The 18,591-nt window shown below is 41.2% G+C and carries 23 protein-coding genes, 1 pseudogene and 1 riboswitch; of the genes and pseudogenes, 4 read left to right on the top strand and 20 right to left on the bottom strand.

Annotated elements, in window-relative coordinates:
- Nucleotides 1–81: 81 nt before the first annotated feature.
- The 7 genes from rluB to V6Z54_RS15635 all read right to left on the bottom strand — a co-directional run bounded on the left by rluB (nucleotide 82) and on the right by V6Z54_RS15635 (nucleotide 5,267).
- Nucleotides 82–816 (bottom strand): 23S rRNA pseudouridine(2605) synthase RluB, encoded by a 735-nt coding sequence (rluB, locus tag V6Z54_RS15665; protein ID WP_024422842.1) that lies wholly within the window; start codon nucleotides 814–816, stop codon nucleotides 82–84.
- Between the two features lie 135 nt (nucleotides 817–951).
- Nucleotides 952–1,488 (bottom strand): spore maturation protein, encoded by a 537-nt coding sequence (locus V6Z54_RS15660; protein WP_041085969.1) that lies wholly within the window; start codon nucleotides 1,486–1,488, stop codon nucleotides 952–954.
- 4 nt (nucleotides 1,489–1,492) lie between these two features.
- Nucleotides 1,493–2,080: a nucleoside recognition domain-containing protein gene (locus V6Z54_RS15655; protein WP_041085971.1), complete on the bottom strand. Its 588-nt coding sequence runs from the start codon at nucleotides 2,078–2,080 to the stop codon at nucleotides 1,493–1,495.
- Entirely contained in the window at nucleotides 2,068–3,219 is a 1,152-nt protein-coding gene (locus tag V6Z54_RS15650; RefSeq protein ID WP_338527476.1) for a D-alanyl-D-alanine carboxypeptidase family protein, read from the bottom strand. Before V6Z54_RS15650 ends, V6Z54_RS15655 begins: the two co-directional genes overlap by 13 nt.
- Nucleotides 3,220–3,332: 113 nt before the next feature.
- Nucleotides 3,333–3,812, bottom strand: a complete 480-nt coding sequence (locus tag V6Z54_RS15645; protein ID WP_041085975.1) for a YpuI family protein — start codon at nucleotides 3,810–3,812, stop codon at nucleotides 3,333–3,335.
- Nucleotides 3,813–3,925: 113 nt separating this feature from the next.
- A complete protein-coding gene (gene scpB / locus V6Z54_RS15640; protein ID WP_024422847.1) occupies nucleotides 3,926–4,519 on the bottom strand; it encodes an SMC-Scp complex subunit ScpB in 594 nt (197 codons plus the stop codon).
- Nucleotides 4,509–5,267, bottom strand: coding sequence for a segregation/condensation protein A (locus tag V6Z54_RS15635; RefSeq protein ID WP_024422848.1), 759 nt, complete (start codon nucleotides 5,265–5,267; stop codon nucleotides 4,509–4,511). The genes scpB and V6Z54_RS15635 overlap by 11 nt, the downstream gene beginning before the upstream one ends.
- Nucleotides 5,268–5,476: 209 nt before the next feature.
- Here V6Z54_RS15635 and V6Z54_RS15630 point away from each other — a divergent pair, with 209 nt between their 5' ends.
- Both V6Z54_RS15630 and V6Z54_RS15625 read left to right on the top strand, forming a co-directional pair.
- Nucleotides 5,477–5,569: a YjcZ family sporulation protein gene (locus V6Z54_RS15630; RefSeq protein WP_012010430.1), complete on the top strand. Its 93-nt coding sequence runs from the start codon at nucleotides 5,477–5,479 to the stop codon at nucleotides 5,567–5,569.
- A gap of 90 nt (nucleotides 5,570–5,659) precedes the next feature.
- Nucleotides 5,660–6,184 carry a DUF309 domain-containing protein gene (locus V6Z54_RS15625; RefSeq protein ID WP_075611582.1) on the top strand — a complete coding sequence of 175 codons (525 nt, stop codon included), beginning with the start codon at nucleotides 5,660–5,662 and terminating at the stop codon, nucleotides 6,182–6,184.
- Between the two features lie 24 nt (nucleotides 6,185–6,208).
- On the opposite strand, the gene V6Z54_RS15620 is transcribed toward V6Z54_RS15625, so the two are convergent.
- From V6Z54_RS15620 to V6Z54_RS15590, 7 genes and pseudogenes are all read right to left on the bottom strand, one after another.
- On the bottom strand, nucleotides 6,209–6,562 hold the full coding sequence (locus tag V6Z54_RS15620; RefSeq protein ID WP_039179637.1) for a GNAT family N-acetyltransferase: 354 nt from the start codon (nucleotides 6,560–6,562) through the stop codon (nucleotides 6,209–6,211).
- Between the two features lie 113 nt (nucleotides 6,563–6,675).
- Entirely contained in the window at nucleotides 6,676–7,140 is a 465-nt protein-coding gene (gene ribE, locus V6Z54_RS15615; protein WP_029706184.1) for a 6,7-dimethyl-8-ribityllumazine synthase, read from the bottom strand.
- Nucleotides 7,141–7,214: 74 nt separating this feature from the next.
- A pseudogene (gene ribB / locus V6Z54_RS15610) lies at nucleotides 7,215–7,793 on the bottom strand (3,4-dihydroxy-2-butanone-4-phosphate synthase); the annotation flags it as partial.
- Nucleotides 7,794–7,804: 11 nt separating this feature from the next.
- Nucleotides 7,805–8,455, bottom strand: coding sequence for a riboflavin synthase (ribE, locus tag V6Z54_RS15605; protein ID WP_073979656.1), 651 nt, complete (start codon nucleotides 8,453–8,455; stop codon nucleotides 7,805–7,807).
- 252 nt (nucleotides 8,456–8,707) lie between these two features.
- Nucleotides 8,708–8,849: riboswitch (FMN riboswitch) on the bottom strand.
- 106 nt (nucleotides 8,850–8,955) lie between these two features.
- Entirely contained in the window at nucleotides 8,956–9,300 is a 345-nt protein-coding gene (locus tag V6Z54_RS15600) for a hypothetical protein (RefSeq protein WP_008344451.1), read from the bottom strand.
- 230 nt (nucleotides 9,301–9,530) lie between these two features.
- The gene (locus tag V6Z54_RS15595) at nucleotides 9,531–9,767 is read right to left on the bottom strand and encodes a DUF2164 domain-containing protein (RefSeq protein ID WP_039179646.1); all 237 of its coding nucleotides are present in this window, start codon (nucleotides 9,765–9,767) and stop codon (nucleotides 9,531–9,533) included.
- 209 nt (nucleotides 9,768–9,976) lie between these two features.
- On the bottom strand, nucleotides 9,977–10,558 hold the full coding sequence (locus tag V6Z54_RS15590; RefSeq protein ID WP_041085984.1) for a TetR/AcrR family transcriptional regulator: 582 nt from the start codon (nucleotides 10,556–10,558) through the stop codon (nucleotides 9,977–9,979).
- Nucleotides 10,559–10,828: 270 nt separating this feature from the next.
- Between V6Z54_RS15590 and V6Z54_RS15585 the strand changes: the two genes are divergently transcribed.
- Complete coding sequence (locus V6Z54_RS15585) at nucleotides 10,829–12,028, top strand: MFS transporter (RefSeq protein WP_338527475.1); 1,200 nt, start codon at nucleotides 10,829–10,831, stop codon at nucleotides 12,026–12,028.
- 29 nt (nucleotides 12,029–12,057) lie between these two features.
- Here the strand turns inward: V6Z54_RS15585 and V6Z54_RS15580 are convergent, their stop codons facing one another.
- The gene (locus tag V6Z54_RS15580) at nucleotides 12,058–12,495 is read right to left on the bottom strand and encodes a peptidylprolyl isomerase (RefSeq protein ID WP_008359679.1); all 438 of its coding nucleotides are present in this window, start codon (nucleotides 12,493–12,495) and stop codon (nucleotides 12,058–12,060) included.
- Nucleotides 12,496–12,816: 321 nt separating this feature from the next.
- On the opposite strand from V6Z54_RS15580, the gene V6Z54_RS15575 reads away from it, so the two are divergent.
- A complete protein-coding gene (locus V6Z54_RS15575; RefSeq protein WP_041085988.1) occupies nucleotides 12,817–13,701 on the top strand; it encodes a DUF1002 domain-containing protein in 885 nt (294 codons plus the stop codon).
- A gap of 38 nt (nucleotides 13,702–13,739) precedes the next feature.
- On the opposite strand, the gene lysA is transcribed toward V6Z54_RS15575, so the two are convergent.
- From lysA to spoVAD, 5 genes are all read right to left on the bottom strand, one after another.
- A complete protein-coding gene (gene lysA, locus V6Z54_RS15570; RefSeq protein WP_041085989.1) occupies nucleotides 13,740–15,065 on the bottom strand; it encodes a diaminopimelate decarboxylase in 1,326 nt (441 codons plus the stop codon).
- A 115-nt stretch (nucleotides 15,066–15,180) separates the two neighbouring features.
- Nucleotides 15,181–16,662 carry a spore germination protein gene (locus V6Z54_RS15565; RefSeq protein WP_117616616.1) on the bottom strand — a complete coding sequence of 494 codons (1,482 nt, stop codon included), beginning with the start codon at nucleotides 16,660–16,662 and terminating at the stop codon, nucleotides 15,181–15,183.
- On the bottom strand, nucleotides 16,607–17,215 hold the full coding sequence (locus V6Z54_RS15560; RefSeq protein ID WP_041085994.1) for a stage V sporulation protein AE: 609 nt from the start codon (nucleotides 17,213–17,215) through the stop codon (nucleotides 16,607–16,609). Before V6Z54_RS15560 ends, V6Z54_RS15565 begins: the two co-directional genes overlap by 56 nt.
- A gap of 6 nt (nucleotides 17,216–17,221) precedes the next feature.
- Nucleotides 17,222–17,572 carry a stage V sporulation protein AE gene (gene spoVAE / locus V6Z54_RS15555; protein WP_007501045.1) on the bottom strand — a complete coding sequence of 117 codons (351 nt, stop codon included), beginning with the start codon at nucleotides 17,570–17,572 and terminating at the stop codon, nucleotides 17,222–17,224.
- Complete coding sequence (spoVAD, locus tag V6Z54_RS15550) at nucleotides 17,572–18,588, bottom strand: stage V sporulation protein AD (protein ID WP_041085997.1); 1,017 nt, start codon at nucleotides 18,586–18,588, stop codon at nucleotides 17,572–17,574. Before spoVAD ends, spoVAE begins: the two co-directional genes overlap by 1 nt.
- Nucleotides 18,589–18,591: the final 3 nt, after the last annotated feature.

Raw genomic sequence — 18,591 nt, 5'->3', positions numbered from 1 at the left:
CCCTTCCCCATAGACATTCAGGTAAATTATAGCATTCTCCTTCTTTTGATGCTTCTTCATTTTTTGAAGTTTATGTGAAAATTAAAAAGCGCTTTTCCCATGATCGGCAATTGCTCTCAGGCGCTTTACTTCATGTGGAGACAATTCTCTGCGGTCTCCTGGTCTCATACCTTCAATATGAAGGAACGAATATTGCTCCCTCTTTAGCTTTAAGACATCATGGCCGATCGCTTCAAACATGCGGCGTACTTGTCTATTTCTGCCTTCATGAATGGTTAATTGGACAATACAAGTTTGCTTTCGTTTATCAATAGAAAGCATTTTCGCACGAGCAGGTGCTGTTTTTTTATGATCTAACATGATCCCTTTTTCTAGCTTTCTAAGCAGTTCCTTTGATGGTATGCCTTTTAGCTTCGCTGCATACGTTTTATCAATTTCGTATTTCGGATGCATGAGCTTATGGGCAAATTCCCCATCATTTGTAATCAAAATCAAACCGCTCGTATCATAATCTAACCGGCCGATTGGATAAAGGCGCTGCGGGACATCATCAAAGAAGTCTGTGACGACCTTACGTCCTTTATCATCCTCGGCAGCAGAAATGACGCCACGCGGTTTATAAAGCATAAAGTAAACCGGTTCTTCTCTTTCAAGCTTTAAGCCATTGACTTCAATTTTATCTGATGAGCCCACCTTCACTCCGAGCTCTGTCACTGTTTGACCATTAACGGTAACTCGTCCTTCTTTAATTAATTCTTCAGCCTTTCGTCTTGAAGCGACGCCGGCATGTGCAATTACTTTCTGTAAACGTTCCATTTGTCTTTCACCTCATGTACTATCTTACTTGCTTGACCTAAAACAAACAAGCATTCGTGGAAAAATAAGCGTTTCGTCTATCTAATTTCAGCTAAAAAGCGATTTTCCATCCATGAAATACAAAAAAGCGCCTGATTAGGCGCCGCTAAATAACAAACTGACGATAATCACAGATGCAATGACACCAATGAGATCTGCTAACAAACCTACTTTTAGCGCATCTCCCATTTTTTTAATACCGACTGCTCCAAAATAAACCGTCAAAATGTAAAGGGTGGTGTCTGTTGACCCTTGCATGACAGCCGCGAGCTGGCCAATAAAAGAATCTGGGCCATACGTCGCTATCAAATCTGATGTCATTCCAAGTGCAGCCGTTCCAGATATCGGGCGAATAAACGCAAGCGGAACGACTTCTGCTGGGAAACCAATCGCTGTAAAGACTGGTTTTAAAAGTCCCATAACAAAATCAAGCGCACCTGACGCACGGAATATCGTAATAGCTACAAGCATGCCGACTAAATAGGGAATGATGGAAAAGGCAATTTGAATGCCCTCTTTTCCTCCCTCCACAAATGTTTCATAGGTTGGTACCTTTTTAATAGTTCCAGCAATCAAAATCCCTGCGATAATCAGTGGAATCAAAGCAAGTGACAGCCAGTTAATAAATGCCACAAGATCACCCCCGCCTGCTTCTGCGATAGTGGAAATAACGATCGATGAGAATTGCACCGATTCCTGAAATGAGTGTTGCTAAAATGGTTGGTCCTACAATGTCTGTTGGCTGATCTGCCCCATAGGTCATTCTTATAGCAATGACGGTTGTTGGCACAAGTGTGATAGAGGATGTGTTGACCGCTAGAAATGTAATCATAGAACGGCTTGCCTCATTTTTTCCGCCGTTTAATGCTTTCATCTGCTCCATCGCCTTAATCCCAAGCGGTGTAGCGGCATTCCCAAGACCAAAGAAATTTGCCATGAGATTGGACAAAATATAACCCATTGCAGGATGATGAGGCGGAATATCCGGGAATAGCTTTGAAATAAAGGGCCGGCACAATTTACTAAAGAAATTTAACAGCCCTGCCTCTTCAGCAATCTTCATGAGCCCGAGCCAAAAAACGAGGACACTAATCAGACCAATTGAAATAGTAACCGCTTCTTTTGAGCCCTTAAATACAGCCTCGTTCACTTCCTGCATCGTTCCATTAAACATCGCATAGACAAGACCGATGACAGTGAGAAATACCCAAATTAGATTGACCATGAAGATCCGCCTATAGAGGTCTGAAAGACAGACTTAAACATTTCTTGAAAGCTTTTTTGAGGCATGCGGTTTCGTTTATTTTCATAAAAAATCGGTAATTGCTCGATCACCTGTCCATCTAATAAAATCGTCATTTTTCCTACAACATCTGGGATGGCTTCGGCGTTTTTTTTCCATTTCTTTTTAGGGGTGAGCATTTCTGTTTCAATTTTGACAAGTTTTTTCTCATCTTCATTTAAAAAATAGTCCACATCACGCTTGATAAACGCTTTTTTTTCGTAAAAGCTCCCTTTTAACGAAGCAAGTCTTCCTTTTTCAGCAAGCACATACGTTTTGTAGTGATCAAATGCATATTCAAACATAGAGATATGATCCTTCCAGTCGTCCGGCGCATTAATGGTCACAGCGATCAGCTCAGCATCCCCTTTTGCAGCGGTGGAGACGAGTGTACGTTTTGCAAGTTTTGTATATCCTGTTTTCCCTCCAGTGGAATATTCGTATAAACCGGTGAGCAGCTTGTTTTTATTTTTCCAATAGCCTTCCATTGTTTTCGCTTTATAGAAAGTCGTACCAGCAATTTTTTGATATTGTTTATGCTTCATCGCGTATTTTGTTAGGATCGCCATGTCATAGGCCGATGAATAATGATTTTTATGATCATCGAGCCCGTGCGGATTTTGAAAATTCGTATTCTCCATTCCTAGTTCAGCCGCCTTTTGATTCATCATAAAAATAAAGCCTTCTAAGCTGCCGCCAACATGCTCTGCAATGGCAACAGCTGCATCATTTCCAGAACGCAGCATGAGCCCGTATGTCAAATCTTCTAAGCTCACCTTCTGCCCTTCCTTTAAATAAATGGATGAGCCCTCCGCTTGAATCGCACGTTTTGATACTTTGACGGTATCTTTCATTTTTCCTGATTCAATGGCTAATACAGCCGTCATGATTTTTGTAATACTGGCGATTCTTCTTTTTTCGTGCTCGTCCTTTCCAAATAGGACTCTGCCTGACTGTCCATCTATTAAAATGGCACTTCTTGCACTCACTGATAACGAAATGTCTGCTTTGGCATGTGAGAAAAAAGGCAGTAAGAGTGTAAATAGAAGAAGGACTGCTGTTCCAATTTTTAAATAGGGCATGTTCATTCACGTCCTTGTCCGTTTTGTACAAGTGTATGCTCAGCTGAAAAAGTTATGATGCCTCGTCCATAAAAAAAAGCGCCTCTACATGTAGAGGCGCTTCTTCGACTTACTTATACCATTTTCACTTGCTGATGAGAAGTCGTATATTCCAGCTCTTCTCTCATCGCTAAAAAGTCTTTTTCTAATGAAGAAAATAATTGTTTCATATCAGCGGATACTTCATGGTGAAAAACAATGCTGCTTTTTCCTGTATAGGCTGAACGGCTGTCTTCATACCATGTATCCTTTTTCGGCGTGAAAAATTCTTCAATACATTGATGATAAATACGGTGAAGCATCTGCTGTGCGGCTTGCTGCGGAAATGTCTGCTGCTGCCCCATTTTCCTGCAAACTGCTGCTGCATCCTCGCTGTACACTGCAAGCTTCCGTAATGTACTCAATATGTCACAATAATAGGCTTCCGCTTCGGGGTTTAATCGTTTCAAGCTTGATAAGGTGGCTTCGTTCAAAAAACCATTCATTTCAATTGCAACCTTTGATAAAAAGACGCCTGCTTGATCAACTTGAGCCTTTACATTCATATGTGCCATTTGTTTCGTGTTTACCTTCCCCTCATGGCTTTGTCACCATTTTATCTGTCATCAAAAGATTTTAGACCTAAAATCTTTTTTATATTTTATCATACATTTTTCCTTCTTTTGAACTATTTTATATCTTCAAATGTTTGATTGAAGTTTTCAAAAAATAGATCAGCCTCTTCTTGTACTCCATCGGCTTCCACATTCTCTGGAAGCGGAGGTAATTCATCTAAGGCTTTTAAGCCAAATTGCTCTAAAAAGGTAGGGGTTGTCCCATAGAGAATCGCTCGTCCCGGACCATCGGCACGTCCTACTTCACAGAGCAGCGCTTTGGCTACTAAGCTATGAAGCACACGCTCTGATTTGACTCCTCTGATTTCCTCTACCTCACTGCGTGTAATCGGCTGTTTATAAGAAACAATGGCAAGCACCTCCAGCGCTGCCTGCGACAAACCTTTGGATGGTGTCTCGACTAATTTTTTTAAATACATGCTGTATTCTTTTTTCGTCAGCAGCATATATGAATCTGCATATTCAATGAGCTCAATCCCTCGTTCTTGTTTTTGATACTCTTCCTTTACGGAAGACATAATGTCGAGTAATACCGACTCATCTACTTCAAGAACAGACATGAGCTGTTTTCTTGTTAAGCCTTCGTCACCTGCTGCATACAGCAGCGCTTCTAAGATGGCTTTCCAATTCACGATATCAAGCGTCATGAATCGTTTCACTCCCTATGATATAAATGTCTTCAAAGTTCCCTTCCTGCTCTAGCATGATTTGATGACTTTTCATTAATTCGAGAACAGCAAGAAACGTCACGACAAGGTGTTCCTTTTGATCATGTTGAAATAGAGTCATGAAATTGGTCCGCTTTTTTGTTTTTCTTAAATGGTTCATAATCTCATTCATTTTGTCTTCAATCGGGATTTCTTGTCTTGTAATCTTTGATGGTGCTGGTTTCGTTATTTTCTTCCGGTTTAATACCTTTTGGAACGCACCTAACATATCATACACCGTTACGTGTAAATTTGTGTCCTTCGCTTCTGATTCTTTTGCAAATTCGCTTAAATCACTCGGTGGTTTTGTAAAGGCATTTTGCCTTTCTTCTTCGCGTTCCTTTAGTTCTTGTGCTGCATTTTTATACTTGCGGTATTCAATCAATTTGCCAATCAGCTCTTCTCGAGGATCCTCTTCCTCTTCAAGCAGGTCTTCATCAAACAGCTCTTCCTCTTGTTTCGGAAGAAGCATTCTGCTTTTAATACTGAGGAGGGTTGCAGCCATGACCAAATATTCACTCGCAACATCGAGCTCAAGCTCCCTCATCGTGTGGACATATAATAAATACTGCTCCGTAATTTTAGCGACGGGAATATCATAAATATCAATTTCCAACCGGTTAATTAAATGTAAAAGCAAGTCCAAAGGACCCTCGAACGAATCTATTTTCACCTGATATTCCAGCATCTTTTTCTCACCATTTCTACTGTCTTCTAAGTACCGTTTCACCGGCTAACCTTTAGTATAAGACAGGATAAAGCTCTCGTCCAATATAATTTCGGCCATGATGCCTTAGGCAAATCAAGAAAAACAGTGGATCCGCCCATACCAATAAGGGCATTTATACATAGAATACCATTGTAATCAGAACTGATGAAAAAGGAGGCCGTATCATTATGGGAGATGGCTATAACTTTGGCGGAGGATTCGCGCTTATTGTCGTGCTTTTCATCTTGCTGATCATCGTTGGCGCGGCTTGGGTTTATTAAAGAAACAGAGCGTCCTTTTCACTAAAGGGACGCTCTTTCTTCTTTTCTTTTCAATATGTTAGACTGAAAGTGGAAAAGGAGATGACCGCTGTGTATCCTGAAGCGTACGTGGCTTTTTTACACGAATTTCATACGACAAGAGATTATTTTGAGTGTCATGAAATTCTAGAGGAATATTGGAAGGAAGATCCCCCTGAGCAGCGCAAAGCATATTGGGTCGGGCTCATTCAGCTCGCTGTTGCCTTGTATCATCAAAGACGGGGAAATGGAAAAGGAGCAAAACGGCTCATTTCTAACAGTCTTCATTTGTTAGAAGCAAACCGTTCAGTATTATCGGATCTCGGTCTGGATGATGAGGCATTTCTGATGCTTCTGAGAACGCTGAAAAAGAAAATGGATGAAGATATGCCCTATGAAAGTGTGATGCTGCCGATCAAAGATGAAGCACTTCTTTCTTTATGCCAAGAAATGGCCCAAAAAGAAGGACTGCTCTTTGGACAGGAAAGCAACTTATCCCATACATTTTTGATCGAAAAACATAGACTCCGTGACCGGACAGATGTATTGCTGGAGCGAAAAAAGCAGATTGAACGTAAAAAAAGCAGAGGACTATAGCCTCTGCTTTTACATGTGTGATATTTAATTTGATTCGCTGTGACACTTATGAAAGAAGCCTTGCGTTAATTCATTTGGAATGAGTGTTTTGGTTTTAAATATGTCTTCCACGGCTAAAACCATTTCCTTGCCGATTCCTTGATCACGATGGGATGGATTCACACTAATATGTTCGATTTGTACTTGGTCGTCTGTTTTCAACACACCAATAGCACCTACAATATCCTCGCCATCTTTCCATAGGAACAGCTGCCGATCTTCATCCATTTCATATGACTTCATCGTCTGCTGAAGCTGTTTGACGTCTTTCTCACCCGGCATAAAGGACAGGAGTCCCATGGCAATTTTTTCAAAAGACCTCTTGTAACGAATTAACATATATACCCCTCAATATTCAAATTATCCTAATTTCCAGCAAATGTCTTATGATTCATTTGCTCATCACACATTATAAACATTTTTATACCGTTTTTAAACTCTTTTTCACTAAATTAAGAGAACGTTCGATTAAGATTCGCCATTTCAATAGCAGCTGCAGCCGATTCGCTGCCTTTATTTCCAGCTTTTGTACCAGCTCTTTCAATGGCTTGTTCAATCGATTCTGTTGTCAGTACACCAAAGATAATCGGTACCCCTGTTGACATTGCACTTTGAGCAATTCCTTTAGCAGCTTCATTACACACGTAATCATAGTGAGTCGTTGCGCCTCTGATCACGGTTCCAAGTGTGATGACTGCATCATATTTTTTGGTTTCAGCTAATTTTTTTGCCATGTACGGGATTTCAAAAGCGCCTGGTACCCACACAACATCGATATCATCACCATTTGCTCCGTGTCTGAGTAATGTGTCTTCTGCTCCATCTAACAGTTTACTTGTAATAAAATCATTGAATCTCGCTACAACGATTGCAAATTTTAGTCCTTCTGCTACTACATGACCTTGTATTGTATTCATATGTTGATCATCCTTTTTTGTGATTTTTATTTTGTTTTGATAGTCGCTGCTTGATTATTGTTTAAATATGTCTGTAATGCTTCTATTGTCAGCATCTTTAAATCATGCTGTTTTTGAATCTCCTTTAGTTCAGGAACGCGAGCCATTGATCCATCTGCATTCATAATTTCACATATGACACCCGCTGGCTCTGAGCCTGCCAGTTTAGCAAGATCAACCGCCGCCTCTGTATGACCTGGTCTTTCTAGTACGCCACCTTCTTTTGCAATAAGCGGAAAAACATGGCCTGGACGGGCAAATTCGTCTGGTTTTGCGTCTTTATTTAACATGGCCAGCATGGTCGTGGAGCGCTCAAAAGCACTGATACCAGTCGTCGTTGTCACATGGTCGATGCTTACTGTAAATGCTGTATGGTGTGCATCTGTATTATGTTCAACCATTGGATGCAGATTCAGGTGTTTGGCGATCGACTCATCGACTGGCGTACAAATGAGGCCTCTTCCATGTAAAGCCATGAAGTTAATCACTTCAGGTGTGGCATGCTCAGCAAGTGCCACAAAATCTCCTTCATTTTCTCTGTCTTCATCATCCACTACGATAATGATTTCTCCTTGTTTAAGGGCATTTACTGCCTCATCAACAGAATGATACATACAATCGCCTCCTAGAATCCGTGCTCTTTTAGAAATGATGGGGTCAATCGAGATGGCTGTTTATCGCCTTGCTCTTTTGTTAAAAAACGATAAATGTATTTACCGATCATGTCACACTCTATATTCACGATATCCCCCATAGATTTAGTCGGGAAAATAGTTCCTTCAAGCGTATGAGGAATAATAGAGACTGTGACATATGAATCTCGCAAATCGAAAATGGTCAAGCTAACACCATCTATTGCGATCGAACCCTTTTGGGTGAGCATATCTGTGAGGGTCTTGTCCATCTTTAAATCATAGTAAATGGCATTACTCTTCTTTTCTATTCGGGTAATGACAGCCGTTCCATCAACATGGCCAGAGACAAAATGGCCGCCAAATCGTCCATTTGAGGACATGGCTCGCTCTAAATTCACTGGACTGCCTTTTGTCAGCTGATCCAGTGATGTCGATTTGACCGTCTCTGGCATCACATCTGCGGTGAACTGTCCTTTTGTGAAGCTTGTGACTGTCAGACATACTCCATTAATGGCGATACTGTCTCCGAGGTGAACATCTTCCAGCACACGGCTGCATGTAATGACTATTTCCATGGCATCTGCTGACTTTTTACTTAATGACTGAACGGTGCCAACTTCTTCAATAATCCCCGTAAACATGTGATCCTCCCTTTCTTTTCATTTGTATTTCTCACTTTTTAAAAAAGCGATGTTAGGGACATGTGATCGATTGAGCACCTTCGTCGCTTTTTATGGTCCATACAAGGTAGATGAGGGATCACCTAATAAACACTGCATGTGTGTATTAACAACAAAAACATACAGAAAGCCCCGGAAAAAATTCCGGGGCTGTGGTTTTTTGCATCAGAAATAAGACTATGATCAACAAATATTTTTCGTTCATAGCTTTCTTTTATCCTTCTCCCATCCAGACTTTCACTGTCGGCTTCAGCTTTTCACTGAATCAACCGTTAATAAATTAACGGGTCACGGGCTGTAAAGCATTTGCTTTATTACCGTCGGTCGGGATTTTCACCCTGCCCCGAAGGATACAATCGATATTCAGCTGTCCTTAGGAGCTATTATAACGATACTTGTTTTCAAATGCAACAATCATGATTCTTCACAAAAAAAAGCCTCCTTACAGGAAAGGAGACATGTTAATTAACGACTTTTACTACTTTTATCAGACCATCTATTCTTTTTTCATTACTAAAGTAGGCTTTAATACGATCGCCTTTTTTCAGATCGGCCACATCATCTTCAAATTTCTTTCCATTAAAAATGATTTTGGTGCCATTCTTTGCTTGACCGTAATATTCATCTCCATCAATTTTCGTAATAGTATATTCATAGATGGTGTAATCTTTATCATTATTTGTTAAGCTCTCGCCAATGGCTGTTGGCACATCTTCAATTTTCATGCCATTCATGTATAAATAACCTGCGCCTAAACAAAGCAGTAAAACAAATAAGATCGCAATTTTTAATTTAATTTTCCCCATATTTAGAACCTCCATCATCTGCACTTCGCCTATTTGTATGTTTTATTCCTTCTTTTATTGAAATAAAACCAAAAAAGCTGATTTTCATTAATGGTTACTTATATAACGATTCAGATGGCCCTTTGGTTCCACCTCTTAATCATTACATATGATACGAATGTGCGTTCTTTATTAAGGGGGTCTTTTTCTTATTTATCAGTTCGTAACACAACATACTGCAAGCTTTTCGTTTATATTCTTTTTTCGAGTGCGAATAAGTCTTCCTCTAACAATTGTGACCGCTGAACAGCGATACTGCGGCTGTCGCGAACCCCTTGATTATAATAGTAGCTTCCAAGGTTTTTTGTGATAAATTCTAGTATATTAATGGCTGCCAATTCACCAATCTCTTCTTCTCGTTCTTCGGCAAAGTAACGCTGAATGGCCATCATCATTTGATTTTTTTCTTCTTTAGTGAGTGGTTTCAAAGTCTCCCCTTCTTTCTATTTTCTTCATTTGCAGCTGGTTGTGCTAGCATTTCATAAATACGAATGTTTGTTCTCTTATCATATCATAAAAAAAGATTCTGTGCATGACTGCCCTAAAAGAAAAAGCGTATTTTGATGTAATGGATCAAAATACGCTTCACTATTTTGTATGATTTTTTCACAGAAACTGTCATAGCGTGTTGTCCATTTTATTTTAAAATGGATAGGATCGTCGCTATAGAATGATCTACAAATGAACGCTCTGGACGTGACTTCATTAGGACGGTAAGCCCGATGAAAGAAACGACCAGTGTCTGTGCTAAGGCTTTAGCATTCAAGCCGCTTTCGAGCTCACCTGAGCGAATACCTTGCACTATCTTTTCTTCAAAAATAACCGAAAGATACATTTGATGTTCTCTTGTCAGAATTTCAAATTTCTCTTCGTGTGGAGCAAGCTCCACTATTGTATTAATGCAAAAACAGCCTTTACTTGGGCCATCTCCATATTCCTCTTCCACTACATCTGTAAATAATAGATGAAATGCTTCCTTTACAGATCGATTGTTTTGAAGTTTTGTTCGAATACGAGCTGCATGCTGCTTTGTATATGTGCGTAATGCAGCCTCAAATAATTCCTCTTTATCTCCAAAAGCTGAGTATAAACTTGGCCGCTGTATTCCCATTTTTGCAGTCAAATCGCTTAACGTTGTAGCTCTATACCCCTTTTCCCAAAAAAGCATCATTGCATCATTCAACGCTTTTTCCTCATCAAACTCACGCTGTCGAACCATCATCAATTCCTCTTTTCAACAATAAAATCCTTTCACGATAACAATTGTCTATTTCTTTATTTATCAGGATATCATTTTCTTTTTATTACTAATCAGTACATTATGATTGTATTTTTTTCAGGTGAAATTGTCAAACTGTCTTTCTGCTTTCAAGATTAACATAGAATAAACTCTTGACTTTAAAACATTTTGCTGGTTATCCTTAACAGGAATCATTTTGTACCGATTAGTACATTATTCTTTTCAGTATAAAAAGAGGGGATGCAATGAATGGTTAAAGATAAAATGACTCACTATATGGCACTACTTTTTGCAGCAGCCTGCGGGATGGCTGTTGCAAACATATACTTCGCACAACCGTTACTAGATTCACTGGCAGCCGAGTTTGGTATCACATATTCATCCATCGGTATTGTCATTACGATTACTCAGCTTTGTTATGCGGCGGGGCTGCTACTGATCGTACCACTTGGTGATCTGTTGAATCGACGCCGGCTCATCATTGGTCAGATGCTTTTATCTGTGCTTGCCCTCATTCTAGTCGGCTTCGCTCCTGTCGTCACCGTCCTATTTATTGGATTAGCAGTGGTCGGACTGCTCGCTGTAGTCACTCAGGTACTCGTTGCGTTTGCAGCAAGTTGGGCTGCTCCAGAAGAGCGCGGCCGTATCGTCGGCTTGGTGCAAAGTGGAATCGTCATCGGTATTCTTCTCGCCCGAACCTTTGCTGGTGTATTAACCGATTTAGCTGGCTGGAGGTCTGTATATCTTGTTTCTGCCGTCATCATGCTTATCCTAACTGGCGTATTGTTCCGAGTGCTCCCGCGTGATGACAGCAAAGGAGAGTCATTATCCTATGCTCATCTGCTTCGTTCAATGTTTGTATTGTTCGTACAAGAACGAATCCTGCGCATCCGTGGGATTCTAGCTCTTCTGATTTTTATCGTCTTTGGTACGTTATGGACTTCACTCGTGCTGCCTCTCAGTACTGCGCCATACTCTCTTTCACATACTGCTATTGGCGCATTTGGTCTTGCTGGAGCAGCCGGAGCATTAGGCGCTGCTCGGGCTGGCAGCCTTGCTGATCGAGGTTTTGGACAGTTCACAAGCGGTATAGCCCTTGTCCTATTATTCATTTCATGGTTTTTCATCAGTTTGACTGAACATTCACTTATTGCTTTAGTCATTGGCATTATCATTCTTGACCTATCTGTGCAGGCAGTACACGTAACGAATCAGACTATGATTTTCACAGTGCGGCCTGAGGCGAGAAGCCGGCTTACTGCAGCTTACATGATTTTTTACTCCATCGGCAGTGCGACCGGTTCAATTGTTTCAACCAGCATATACGCAGCCTATGGCTGGAGCGGAGTATGTCTTTTTGGTGCTTCTGTCAGCGCTTTAGCCATTTTGTATTGGATCATCACCTATCGCTTAACGAAACAAATCACATTAGTCTCAGAAACAAAATAAAAAACACCGCGATTAAGCGGTGTTTTGGATTACGCATCTACAACTTCAACTTTTTCCATGCCTTGGCCTTGCTCCATATCAAGTACAGCCTCGATACCAGATGTTACCTTGCCAAAAACAGTGTGAACGCCGTTTAAGTGCGGCTGCGGGTCATGTACGATAAAGAATTGGCTGCCGCCTGTGTCTTTACCAGCATGTGCCATTGATAATGAACCTCTTTCGTGCTGATGTGGATTTCCTTCTGTTTCACATTTAATTGTGTAACCAGGACCACCCGTTCCATTACCGTTTGGGTCGCCGCCTTGGCTGACGAAACCTGGAATCACGCGGTGGAATTTCAATCCATCGTAGAAGCCTTCATTCGCTAATTTTTCAAAGTTTGCTACTGTACCTGGAGCAGCCTCTGGGTAAAGTTCAAACTCAATTTTCTTTCCATTCGTTAATTGTATGTATCCTTTTTTCGCCATTTTTCACATTCTCCTTTCAGGTTAAACAACGCTCATTATAGCACATTTTCGGTAATGTTAAACATCCCCTGCTCTTCGATTGTCATTTACCTCTTAACTGATGATTGATAAAATAGGGTTGCTTGATTCTTTTTTCCTAATAAAATGATATGTGACGAAATGACATGTCTTCATTTATTGGAAAAGGAAAACATCTTAAAAAGAAAATTGAAACGTCGAGTCAATTTGTTACGTCTATATGATGGAGTGCATTTCTTTACGTGTACTCAAAAGCTGAGTTTCTCTTGAAAGAGGAACGCTTTCGACTTGAAGGAGGTCAACATGTTTAAAAAAATGATGCTTGGTATGATGGCAGCGCTCCTTTTCCTAATTGGTGCGCCAAAAGTCAGCTTAGCGGATGCAGCTGTCGGCGATGTCATCGTCACACTCGGGCAAGACTTAACACCGGCTGATCGACAAAAGGTGCTTGAGGAGTTGAATCCACCTGAAAATGCGACAAAAATTGAAGTAACCAATAAAGAAGAGCACGAATATTTAGGAAAGTATATCCCTCGTTCTTCTATCGGGACGAGAGCATTATCATCTTCATCTATCACCATTGAAAAATCAGGTACTGGTCTGACTGTGGATACACACAACATCAAGACCATTACAGATGAGATGTATTTAAATGCTTTAATGACAGCAGGTGTCAAGGATGCCAAGGTTGTCGTGACTGCTCCATTTGAAGTATCTGGTACAGCCGCACTGACGGGTTTACTAAAAGCGTATGAGGTGTCAAGTGACAAAGCCATTCCAGAAGATGTGAAGCAGGTGGCAAACGAAGAGCTTGTGACAACTTCAAAACTGGGTGACTCTATCGGGAAAGACAACGCTTCTGCTCTTATTGCAAAAATCAAAGATGACATTGCAAAAAACGGTGTCCCTAAAACCACAAAAGAAGTAGAAGAAAAAGTCGATCAGGCGGCTTCTGATTTGAACTTAAATCTGACGCAGGATCAAAAAGATCAGCTTGTCTCGCTATTTGATAAAATGAAAAACATCAATATCGATTGGAATCAAGTAGGGTCTCAAATTGATAAAGCAAAAGACAAGATTACAAAATTCATAGAATCGGATGAAGGAAAAAACCTCCTTCAAAAGATTTGGGATTTCTTTGTCTCCATTTGGAACGCGATCGTCTCTGTATTCACTGGAGGAAAATAATTCATGAAAAAAAGCCGCCTGTACACCAGGCGGCTTTTTTAAGTAGATGATTTCACTTTTGATTGATACGGTAAATCAAGTTTGACAATGTCCTCATATGTTTCACGCTCAACCACAAGCTGCGCTTCTCCGTCTTCTACAAACACAACAGCTGGGCGCGGGATGCGGTTATAGTTGTTTGACATACTATAACCGTAAGCTCCGGTACAAAAGACAGCTAATAAATCCCCTTGTGATAATTCTGGCAGATCAATATCCCAAATAAGCATATCTCCGCTTTCACAGCATTTACCAGCAATTGAAACCGTTTGATCATGCGTTTGGCTCATTTTATTGGCACTTGCCGCTTCATATTTCGCTTGATATAAAGCTGGACGAATGTTATCACTCATTCCGCCGTCTATCGCAACATAATCACGGATGCCAGGTACATGTTTTGTTGATCCGATCGTATAAAGAGTCGTCCCTGCATCACCTACAAGAGAACGGCCTGGTTCTATCCAAATTTCCGGCATTTCGAACTCATAGCGGGCCACATTCTCTTTCACAGCTTGGATAATTTTCTCGACATATTCTGTCGCAGGAAGTGGTTCATCCTCTTCTGTATAACGAATCCCAAAGCCGCCGCCTAAGTTTAACACTGTTGAAATAAAACCAAATGATTCTCTCCATTCATCCAGTTTCAAAAAGATTTTATCTGCTGCAAGGACAAAACCAGCCGTATCAAAAATTTGTGAACCGATATGACAATGAACACCTAAAAGCTCGATCACTTCTGAACCAAGCACTTGTTTCACCGCTTCATCTGCTTGTCCATTGTGAAGATCAAAGCCAAATTTTGAATCCTCTTGACCTGTCGTAATGTAATCATGCGTATGCGCTTCGACACCAGGCGTGATGCGGAGCAATACTTTCACTTTTTTTGACAGCTCTTGACCAAGCTGTTCAATGAGCTTCATTTCATAGAAATTATCTACAACAATACAGCCGATCCCATGCTCTAAAGCCATTTTTAATTCTTCTCTGCTTTTATTATTGCCATGGAAATGAATTTTTTCTACTGGGAATCCAGCGCAAATGGCTGTGTGAAGCTCACCGCCTGATACAACATCAAGAGATAATCCTTCTTCTTTAGCAAGCTGAAACATGGCGATGGAAGAAAATGCTTTACTCGCGTATGCTACCTGCGCTGTTAATTCTTCTTCTATAAATGCTTTTTGAAAGCTTTTTGCGCGCTCCCGTATTAAAGCCACATCATATACATAAAGTGGTGTCCCATACGTTTCAGCTAAAGAAACGGCATCAACACCACCAATTTCTAAATGACCGAGTTCATTTTGTCTGCAAGTGCCGTGTAAATACAATGTCATTCCCTCTTTCTCCGCTTCGGCTGAAAAAAGGCAGCTGCGTGAGCTGCCTTTTGCCTTGTCTCAAAGTTAAAAATACAATATCACAATCTTCAGCCACTTTCAATGAGCCTTAAGAATTTGGCGGAATTTTTGATCTGTTTTGAGGGTGAACAATGCTTGGCCTTACTTTTGAGCCAGGAACAGACGTCCGAATCAGCACTTGCCACAAAGCTTTTCCATTAAAAGGAATGAACGGCCACATATAAGGCGTCTGCAATGAACGGATGGAAGTTAAATAAATGAGTAACAACGTAAAACCAATGATGAGTCCATTCAGCTTGAAGATCGCCACTAGCGCTAGGATGATGAGCCTTACAATCTTATTGGCGACACTCAGCTCATAGCTTGGCGTTGTAAAGGTACCGATCGCCGCCAGTGAAACGTATAAGATGACCTCTGGTGTAAACAAACCGACATCAATAGCGATTTGTCCAATTAAAACAGCCGCGATCAGTCCCATGGCGGTCGACAATGCGGTTGGCGTATGAATTGCTGCCATCCTTAAAAATTCCACCCCGAAATCAGCAAGGAACACTTGGAGAATCACAGGGATATGAGAAGGTTTGTTAAACCCAATATAGCTTAAATTGTCAGGCAGAAGATTTGGTTCAAGGATAAAAAGAAACCAAATCGGCAAAAGAAAGGTAGAACATAAAATACCTAAAAAGCGTACCCATCTTAGGAATGTACCAACGGCAGGTGCCTGGCGATATTCTTCTGCATGCTGAACGTGGTGAAAAATAGTGGTTGGTGTAATGATGACACTAGGGGATGTATCCGTAATGATGATGACATGCCCTTCTAATATGTGGTTAGCGGCTACATCTGGACGCTCGGTGTAACGCACTAGCGGAAAGGGATTATATCCTTGCTTAATCATAAATTCTTCAATCGTTTTATCAGACATCGTCAGCCCATCGACTTTGATTCCTGATACTTCTTTTTCTATAATATCTACAAGATCGGGGTCTGCAATATCTTCAATATAGCAAACACAAACATCGGCTTTGGAACGTTCGCCTACTTTGAGCATTTTGTATCGCAGCTTTTCATCCCGCACTCTTCTTCGAATAAGCGCTGTATTTACAATAATGTTTTCAACAAAGCCGTCCCTTGCTCCCCTGACAACCTTTTCTGTATCCGGCTCCTCAGGCATTCTGCCAGGATAGCTTCTCACATCAATGATAAATGCGTAGTTTTCACCTTCTACAACGACTGCTACAAGCCCAGACAATACTTGATCCACTGCTTCATCCAGCGTTTTTACTTTGGAGACCTGCTGATTGACAAGGCGGTTCTCGACTACATGTGCAAGATCATCTGATTCTGGTTCGTTATCATTGATTTCGATTAGTTCTTTTAATAAGTAAATGACATACTGCGTATCACACAATCCGTTTACATAGTAAAGCTGGATTTCCTGATCGTGTATATAAATTTTCCGAACACCAAGGTCAAAGCTGAGACCCATTCCGACATTTTCTTTGAAGTAATCTTCATTTTTCTTCGGGTCTCGATACACATTTACCTTGTCTTTCTTCATGGAAACCACTCCTTTCTAATATTAATTCCACTGCTTTCATCGTGATTGGAGATCCTTTGCTCAGATCATCTTTTCGTCCCATCTTGCCAATATCTCCAATCCCGACAACTAGCGGAAGGTTGAGGGAGTCAAGGCAATACACTGTATCCCCGCTCATTTTATGGGGCTCCATTTCGGGAAGACCGTGTTTGTCGACACCGTATTCTGTCAGTTCACCTTCCCGGTCAATAGAGACATGGACCTTTGTCCATTCGGCTTGGTGCGTCTTGGATGCAACTGCAATCGCTCCAATGACTTCGATTTCAGGATGGCGTGCTACATGTTTCATCGCCGTCTCCCCTGTTCCTTCACCTGTCAGACCAGAATCATCAAACATCACAAAGACTGGATCATACGGCGTTTTTAAAATCATCTGAACAAGTTCAGGTCCTGTCCGTTTGCTTGGATTTCCTTTTGAGCTGGAAATACATCGTCCGCCGACGTTTTTAGCGGCAAGCTCAATGGTTTTGGCAGCATATATATCTCCGTCTGTCACTAAAATGACTTTCCGTCTTTGCCCCATATTCGGTTATCCTTTCGGTTTAAAGATAAGTGCGATAATAAATGAGAATAAAATCGCAGCTGATATTCCAGCAGAGGTTAATTCAAAAATACCGATACCGATGCCGATGAATCCATGTACATCTGCCTGGTGCATTGCCCCATGAAGCAAGCTATGACCAAAGCTGACGATTGGTACGGTTGCGCCTGCACCTGCAAATTCAATAAACTTATCATAAATACCGAATCCGTCTAAAATGGTACCTGCCACAACAAAAGTAGTCATGACATGTGCAGGCGTGAGTTTAAGTACGTCTAGCAAAAGCTGGCCAATGACGCAAATTAGTCCGCCTGCAACAAAAGCGATTAGATAATCCATTAGCTCTCTCCTCCTGCACGCTCAAATACGACACCGTGCGCAATGGTTGGAATGGTCTCTTTTTGCTGAACCATCGTTGGGCTGAGTAACGCCCCGGTTGCCACGACCAGTACTCTTTGCAAATTCCCTGCTTTCATTTCTTGAAAAATATGACTAAATGTCACAACAGCTGAACAAGCACAGCCGCTGCCTCCAGCGAATACGTTTTGGTCGGGTGTATAAATGATTAAACCGCAATCATCGTGCTTTCGCCCAAGCTGGATACCTTCTTCTTTCAGGAGATCCTTTAAGATCGGTGAACCAATACCTGATAAATCTCCAGTTAAAATCAAATCGTAATCATCTACTGTTCTTCCTAAGTCTTCTAAATGCTGCTTGATAGTGTCTGCCGCTGCCGGTGCCATGGCCGATCCCATATCAAATGGATCTGTAATGCCAAGATCCATGACCCTGCCTACCGTTGCGCTTGTAATTTGAATTTGAGAGGGCTCTTGGCTGATAATAACGGCTCCGCTCCCAGTTACGGTGCTTGTTGCTGTATCTGGCTTTTGTCCGCCGTATTCTGTCGGATTTCGAAATTGGCGTTCTGCGGTCGCATTGTGACTGCTTGTTGCTGCGATGGCTCTATTTGCAAAGCCGCCATCAATGAGTGCTGACGCAATGGCGACCGATTCCATTGCGGTCGAGCATGCTCCAAACAAGCAGAGAAACGGGATCTTCAGCTCTCTTGCCACATAGTTTGCTGTGACGTTCTGGTTGAGTAAATCTCCAGCCAGCAACAGATCAATATCGCTTTTTTGCAAATTTGCTTTTGATAAAGCGGTTGATATCGCATCATCCATGAGCTTTCTTTCAGCCATTTCCCAATTCTTTTGATCACAGTGCATTTCATCGTATGTTTTATCAATTAAATGTCCAATCGGACCTTCTTTTTCCTTAGGTCCTGCAGCGGTTCCTTCTGCATTGACATAAAGCTTGTGCTCAAATACCCAAGATTGTTTACCTGTTAGTTTCACCTT

The sequence above is a fragment of the Bacillus sp. MAG717A genome (genome assembly GCF_036884855.1).
Taxonomy (GTDB): domain Bacteria; phylum Bacillota; class Bacilli; order Bacillales; family Bacillaceae; genus Bacillus; species Bacillus safensis.
Note: the sequence above shows the minus strand (reverse complement) of the source record. Positions and strands in the feature narration are given on the sequence as shown.